The sequence below is a fragment of the Methanocalculus alkaliphilus genome (assembly GCF_024170505.1).
Lineage (GTDB): Archaea > Halobacteriota > Methanomicrobia > Methanomicrobiales > Methanocorpusculaceae > Methanocalculus > Methanocalculus alkaliphilus.
Genome location: NZ_JALJYG010000029.1, coordinates 1 through 5,444 on the forward strand (window position 1 = coordinate 1; position 5,444 = coordinate 5,444).

The 5,444-nt window shown below is 44.1% G+C and carries 11 protein-coding genes; 3 read left to right on the top strand and 8 right to left on the bottom strand.

The genetic code is table 11. The features are described from left to right. Positions 1-254: 254 nt before the first annotated feature. Complete coding sequence (vapC, locus tag J2T58_RS10950; protein ID WP_253489989.1) at positions 255-665, bottom strand: type II toxin-antitoxin system VapC family toxin; 411 nt, start codon at positions 663-665, stop codon at positions 255-257. After that, positions 662-862: a type II toxin-antitoxin system VapB family antitoxin gene (locus J2T58_RS10955; protein WP_211529865.1), complete on the bottom strand. Its 201-nt coding sequence runs from the start codon at positions 860-862 to the stop codon at positions 662-664. Before J2T58_RS10955 ends, vapC begins: the two co-directional genes overlap by 4 nt. Positions 863-1,069: 207 nt before the next feature. On the opposite strand from J2T58_RS10955, the gene J2T58_RS10960 reads away from it, so the two are divergent. Beyond that, the gene (locus J2T58_RS10960; protein ID WP_253489991.1) at positions 1,070-1,435 is read left to right on the top strand and encodes a hypothetical protein; all 366 of its coding nucleotides are present in this window, start codon (positions 1,070-1,072) and stop codon (positions 1,433-1,435) included. Positions 1,436-1,644: 209 nt separating this feature from the next. Here J2T58_RS10960 and J2T58_RS10965 read toward each other — a convergent pair whose 3' ends face one another. The 4 genes from J2T58_RS10965 to J2T58_RS10980 form a co-directional block, all read right to left on the bottom strand. Next, positions 1,645-2,274: an acylphosphatase gene (locus J2T58_RS10965; protein ID WP_253489994.1), complete on the bottom strand. Its 630-nt coding sequence runs from the start codon at positions 2,272-2,274 to the stop codon at positions 1,645-1,647. A 359-nt stretch (positions 2,275-2,633) separates the two neighbouring features. After that, a complete protein-coding gene (locus J2T58_RS10970; protein ID WP_253490007.1) occupies positions 2,634-2,861 on the bottom strand; it encodes a hypothetical protein in 228 nt (75 codons plus the stop codon). Positions 2,862-3,202: 341 nt separating this feature from the next. Continuing rightward, positions 3,203-3,358 (bottom strand): hypothetical protein, encoded by a 156-nt coding sequence (locus J2T58_RS10975; protein WP_253490009.1) that lies wholly within the window; start codon positions 3,356-3,358, stop codon positions 3,203-3,205. A gap of 219 nt (positions 3,359-3,577) precedes the next feature. Continuing rightward, positions 3,578-3,727, bottom strand: coding sequence for a hypothetical protein (locus J2T58_RS10980; RefSeq protein WP_253490011.1), 150 nt, complete (start codon positions 3,725-3,727; stop codon positions 3,578-3,580). A gap of 188 nt (positions 3,728-3,915) precedes the next feature. Between J2T58_RS10980 and J2T58_RS10985 the strand changes: the two genes are divergently transcribed. Both J2T58_RS10985 and J2T58_RS11275 read left to right on the top strand, forming a co-directional pair. Continuing rightward, complete coding sequence (locus J2T58_RS10985; protein ID WP_253490014.1) at positions 3,916-4,122, top strand: type II toxin-antitoxin system HicB family antitoxin; 207 nt, start codon at positions 3,916-3,918, stop codon at positions 4,120-4,122. A 36-nt stretch (positions 4,123-4,158) separates the two neighbouring features. Beyond that, positions 4,159-4,332 (top strand): type II toxin-antitoxin system HicA family toxin, encoded by a 174-nt coding sequence (locus tag J2T58_RS11275; RefSeq protein WP_366518477.1) that lies wholly within the window; start codon positions 4,159-4,161, stop codon positions 4,330-4,332. A 352-nt stretch (positions 4,333-4,684) separates the two neighbouring features. Here J2T58_RS11275 and J2T58_RS10990 read toward each other — a convergent pair whose 3' ends face one another. Both J2T58_RS10990 and J2T58_RS10995 read right to left on the bottom strand, forming a co-directional pair. Continuing rightward, positions 4,685-4,885 (bottom strand): DUF2283 domain-containing protein, encoded by a 201-nt coding sequence (locus J2T58_RS10990; protein ID WP_253490015.1) that lies wholly within the window; start codon positions 4,883-4,885, stop codon positions 4,685-4,687. Next, positions 4,882-5,127, bottom strand: a complete 246-nt coding sequence (locus J2T58_RS10995) for a DUF4258 domain-containing protein (RefSeq protein WP_253490016.1) — start codon at positions 5,125-5,127, stop codon at positions 4,882-4,884. The genes J2T58_RS10990 and J2T58_RS10995 overlap by 4 nt, the downstream gene beginning before the upstream one ends. Between the last annotated feature and the right edge of the window lie 317 nt (positions 5,128-5,444).

Sequence of the window (5,444 nt, forward strand, 5' to 3'; positions counted from 1 at the left end):
GGATTTTTATTCCGACATAACTGGGGAATTTTATCCCGACGCATTTGGGTATTTTTACGCCGACGGAAATGGGGAAAAGTAAACCGACATTGACATCTGGAGCTTGCAGCAGTTATCAGTGAGGGTGACACGAAAGAAGAAGCACTCGAGAACATCAAAGAAGCCATTGAATTGGTGCTTGAGGTTACACGGGAACAAGCAAGAATTCTTGGGAAAGTTACAACGGTGGATGTTCTGAATGGGGAGTTATTCGGTTATGTCCCATATAAATGGATAGGCAGGTGCTTTGCATACTGAATAAAATCACGGTCTGAGGTATAAATCTGCAGACTCGCTTCAACTGCCACTGCACAGATTAAAAAGTCAATATGTGAGCCCTGAACACCGGATCGTCTGCAAATATTAAAAAAATCCGCGGCCCTCTCATAATACTCACGGTAAAGGGGCAGGTCTTCAAAGGATTGCAGGTGCTCTTTGAGGTCATCGAACTGTGACATTGATGAGATCCCAGAGAGAAGTTCCTGCCTGATTGGGCCGATCATAACAACCCGTGCATCATCGATGAGATCGATCAGTGCACTGACTGATACCTTTTCATCTTCTGACAGAACACCTCTTCTCCTGAGAGCAAGAGACCAGATTGAGGTATCAACAAGGACTTTCATCTTCGCAGACGGTGTTTTTTATAGTCATACTCCGGATCGTACTCTATCTTTCCAAAGAGCTCCGTGATCCGTACCTGTTTTCTTCTCCGAATATATTCTTCAAGAGCTTCAGTAACCGCGGCCTTCTTTGTGCGGGCACCCCCGATTGCCTGAGCTTCAGCAATGAGATGATCATCGAGTGCAAGATTTGTCCCCATACTACACATACCTCCACACGTTTGGTTACACAATAGAGGGTACACATGCATATATATGTAACTCGCATCTCTAATCGTTGACGGGGAAGGTAGTGGCGTATCGGAAATTACTCTCTGCTTCGTGGAGTTCCTGGTATCAAGTGATGCAGCCCGAAATGAGATTCTCACCAATTCCTGACAATGAATTCGAAGAGAACTGGAAGGATTATGGAGAGCAGGATATCCACAAACTCTCTTCAGGAGCACAATTGTTCAGGCAGAAGCTCCTATCCCGCATACCAGAGGGGATCTGATGCGGTGAGCCGGAAGAATCACATAAATATTGCCCGCCTGAAGAAGAAAGGATTCTCAACAGAGATGTCGAAGCATATCAAACTGACATTCCGGCACAATGGGTGCGATATAGCGATCCGAACATGGTTATCTCATGGGAAAAAGGAGATCGGTGATCGGCTGCTCAGTCTTATGGCAGAACAACTCCATCTTTCAAAGCAGCAGTGTATGGAGGTAATCGATTGCACGGTTGACGGGGAAGCACTTATTCTCATGTATCATGAGAAGGATCTTCTTTGAGAATTATTCATACATCTGACATGCAAGCGCTTACAGCGGTACGGATGCGACGAGCAGGCGGGCGGGTGTTCCTCTTCTCAAATTGGAGCGGCAGGGCGGCAAGCCCCGCCTGGTGGCAATGAGGATCTCCTTTACTAGAGCATGAAAAGGCAGGGGCATTGAGGAGTGTTCCGCCTGGAGGGATAAGGTGAGAGATTATTGTATTCTTCTCAGGACTTTGCCGCATTCATAATTCCATAGTTTATCAATGCCGTCCTGATCTCCTTTAATTCCATACGCATCTCAGAGATCTCCTTATTGAGATGGTTATCGAGATCACTTCTCATTCCTTTCACTTCAGTAAGCGTCTCTATCTGCAGACCAATCGTCTTTTCCTGCAGACCAATCGTCTTTTCCTGTAATGAAATGGACGTATCGTGCTTCTCAAGGGAGATATCCTGTTTCCTCTCCATCCGTGAAGAGATAGCAATTATGGTATCAATTCTCTCTGCAAGTTCTTCTTCAGGAGAGCCTCTGATTACTGTGAAATAAGAATATTCTCCTTTATAATCTTCCTTCACGGTACAAATCTCTTCAACTTCTACCGAATAGTCCACATTCCTGATAGCCTGGATGAAGGCATCAAGATCAGATACACGGCCCTCTGCGATGATATGCACATCATATCCTTCAAGGTTCTCGATATAGCCGGTAATTTTTAATTTTCTAGCAATATTCTGAACAATATGCCGATAGCCAACCCTCTGGACTGCTCCTGAAACCTGTATTGAATATCTGGAGAAGGTATGGGGATCCATATCCAGCATTGGGTTTTCATACCTCAAAGGCTTTTCTACCATAAACAGGGTATCTTCACGATCCAACAGGTAGGAAGTCCACGAGTCCATTTGTGGGATGAATGCCGTTTAATCTCTGTATTGAGTAGTCGATACTGACGTGTGCACGGCACTCCCTCCGGTGAGACAACGGTTATCATGCAGATATCTACGGGCTGTCTATCAACCAGCCTATTCGGTTTTGTTTGAATGTAACCAGCCCCAATAATCTGCCCTCGAAATCAGACTCGATTATTTCATCTATTATCTCAATATCGTCGATCTGGAAGACACCAACTATTTGTTTACCTGAGAATCCGGGATTATTCGTATTTCAACCTCATCCCCATGCTTTAAATTGACATGGTCATTACCTGGTTGTTTCATATTCGATTCCATTCATCCCTCAGTCTATTGACATATTCCTTGGCATCGTTACCTTTCCAGATATCTTTCCCGCACCCTTTTAATTCAAGAATGTCATGTTTTTTTATTGCAGGTCTGCATCCTATCTTCATAAGCCGTACAATATCCAGAATTTTCCTCTGGTAATGAAGGGGCAGTTCCCTGATTTCGCTCTGTAAATCCTGTTCAAGACGTCTGTTTCCCATTATAATCCCCAATCAGTAACTCCCATGTACCCTTTTTGACGTAAAAGTCCGATTAAGCTCACCAACAGCACCTTCAACAACCATTTCTCAGGCTTTCGCAAATACTGCAATCTCTTGTAGATATCTTCTCCTGATACCTCAACTTGGTCTCATTCTCCAAAAAAGTATCGCCAAATAAAAGTCCACCCCATGTTCCATCCGATGGCGGGTACGGCATTTGTTCGCTGCTATGAATCTGACCGTCCGATCAGAAATACCCCATAAAGCAGATCCATCTTTGTTTCCATCTCCAAAAAAATCATGCGAACTCTCCATCCGTCACGATCTAACAGGCAGGAAGATTAATTCGAGCTCATTGAACTCTTCCCCTCGTTCCAGCGCAGTTTGGTTCTTTTCCGGGGAAAATCCAGCCCAAGGAAGTCCAGGGAACGGTTCTCAAAGAGAGAGAAGGCCTCTTTGAAGACGAGATCATAATTCTGATGATTAATCTGCTGCATGTCCGATACCAGAACTTGAATGGTATCCTATGAGTAATCTTCGATACGCCCCAAGGTGTTTTCCTGTAGCGTTTTCCCGGTTCGTCTCCAACCCATGACCAAAACCTTCACCTGGCAGACCAGGAGGCGGGTGATCTGATCGAAACTGGTACAATATGGTACATGGAGGATGCCTGCTTTCCCGGGCTTTCATCAGACAATAGTTCCGGATGGAGAGAATCAGACCGGATCCTGATACCAGCATCCGGACAATTGCGGCCAGCCGGGGAGGGCGACCCGGAGGGGGGCACACTGCTCCTGTCCCGGCTGAGCACGAAGCTGGTCACAGAGGCCGGTGTTGAAAAAGGGGTCCCTTCTGAGGATGGGCATTTCGATTATTTGTCTGCTTTGTTGATCAGGTCATCAGGGATGAGGATCTCAAGATTCTGTGTCTTGTTGAACCCTCTATCATTCTTCATTAAGAGTTCCGAACCCCTATCCTCCTGATTTGGATCGGCTCTTTACAAAGAGATCTCTTTGGATTAACTTTACTATACCCGAAACAACGATGACTAATCATGAAATATACAGTAGCTCTTGCAGCAGCAGAAGAAGGTGGTTTTACTGTACGTTGTCTGGAGCTTCCAGCAGCGATCAGTGAGGGTGACACGAAAGAAGAAGCACTTGAGAAGATCAAAGAAGCTATTGCACTGGTGCTTGAGGTTACACGGGAACAAGCAGGAATTCTTGGGGAAGGTACAACGGTGGATGTTAGAAGTGCCTGAACTACCGATAATCTCCGGGCAAAAAGTTATAAAACTCTGGTAAAACCTGGATTTGTCGTCGTCAGACACAAAGGCAGCCATGTTTTTTTGCAGCGTGGTAGTGATACGGTAACAGTTCCTTTCCATAATCCTGTAAAAAAAGGAACTCTTAAGAGTATTCTCAAACAAGCAAATGTTTCGCGGGATGAATTTTTGAATACTATAAAATGACACTTTTGATAGGTACGTATAAAACCTAATCAACAACAAAACCACTATCAAAAAAGCGTAATATGCCTTCGAATGTGCATCCTGTTGCAATAACCGAATAAAATAATTATAGACATTCCCCTCGCATATCTATCATACCACCCGATACAGACCCATCCCTCACTATTGATGGAATAAAACTCTGTATCTCCTCTCTTTCTATTCGCAATAAGAAATCTGCTGATGATTTTTGATAATAGGGATGAGCCAGAGCCGTATAGAGAATGATATTCGTGTCGATGATACCTTTTGTCCCATTCGGGATAGACGTCAGATTATGCAACCACACCCAATACAAAGAAAAGGGATGAGATTATGCAGTTTCAAGCTGAATCGAGGTCAATGCAGCGGAAGGCACACGCCTGGAGACATTGAGGATCTCAATTCCAATCAGGTTATTCTCGTCATCGTAATCGAGGATGACACCCGGCTTGATCTCTTCTGAATCCTTAATAGGGGCATCAGACAGCCGCATATACACTGCATCAGCCTCTTTATCGATGGTCACTTTCATGGTCGTTCCCTCCTGTCAAAGAATATTGTTATCACACGATTTGGAGATAGAATTGGATTTATGATGACTCGAAGTACTTTTCCCTTTGCATCTGGAATCACTTTGAGATAATGTACCTCATCATCCTTTCTCTCTTCAACTCTATCTGGGAACAGTACGGTATTCAACACCCATTCTTCCTGAATCATCCGCTCATGCATCATGGATTTAGCATGTGTTGAGAATATCAGGTTTTTATCCATAATAAATAATGGTTATAGTTTCTATTATGGATAATTGTGTTCATCTCTTTTTGTGATGTCATAGAAACCCTCTCTATGCACATCATGGCATTTACGTACATTTGTTCCAATGTGCACATCTATAAATTCTATAAAGACGTACATAAAGATATGTCCACCTGCACGGGTGCGCAAGGGGACTTCTCGCCTGTGGAGTTAAAGCGTTTGCTCGGGGAAGCTTAGGAGTTTTTCGATTAACCCCCCCAACAACGATCACTTGAGGGTTGAAAACCCTACAACAAACCCAAATTTGCAAAAAAAAATAGGTTACAACCGCC

Bases quoted from the DNA above. Each gene is read 5' to 3' on its own strand.
- vapC (WP_253489989.1), bottom strand. From the start codon at position 665: ATGAAAGTCCTTGTTGATACCTCAATCTGGTCTCTTGCTCTCAGGAGA.
- J2T58_RS10955 (WP_211529865.1), bottom strand. From the start codon at position 862: ATGGGGACAAATCTTGCACTCGATGATCATCTCATTGCTGAAGCTCAG.
- J2T58_RS10960 (WP_253489991.1), top strand. From the start codon at position 1,070: ATGGAGAGCAGGATATCCACAAACTCTCTTCAGGAGCACAATTGTTCA.
- J2T58_RS10965 (WP_253489994.1), bottom strand. From the start codon at position 2,274: ATGGTAGAAAAGCCTTTGAGGTATGAAAACCCAATGCTGGATATGGAT.
- J2T58_RS10970 (WP_253490007.1), bottom strand. From the start codon at position 2,861: ATGGGAAACAGACGTCTTGAACAGGATTTACAGAGCGAAATCAGGGAA.
- J2T58_RS10975 (WP_253490009.1), bottom strand. From the start codon at position 3,358: ATGCAGCAGATTAATCATCAGAATTATGATCTCGTCTTCAAAGAGGCC.
- J2T58_RS10980 (WP_253490011.1), bottom strand. From the start codon at position 3,727: ATGCCCATCCTCAGAAGGGACCCCTTTTTCAACACCGGCCTCTGTGAC.
- J2T58_RS10985 (WP_253490014.1), top strand. From the start codon at position 3,916: ATGAAATATACAGTAGCTCTTGCAGCAGCAGAAGAAGGTGGTTTTACT.
- J2T58_RS10990 (WP_253490015.1), bottom strand. From the start codon at position 4,885: ATGAAAGTGACCATCGATAAAGAGGCTGATGCAGTGTATATGCGGCTG.
- J2T58_RS10995 (WP_253490016.1), bottom strand. From the start codon at position 5,127: ATGGATAAAAACCTGATATTCTCAACACATGCTAAATCCATGATGCAT.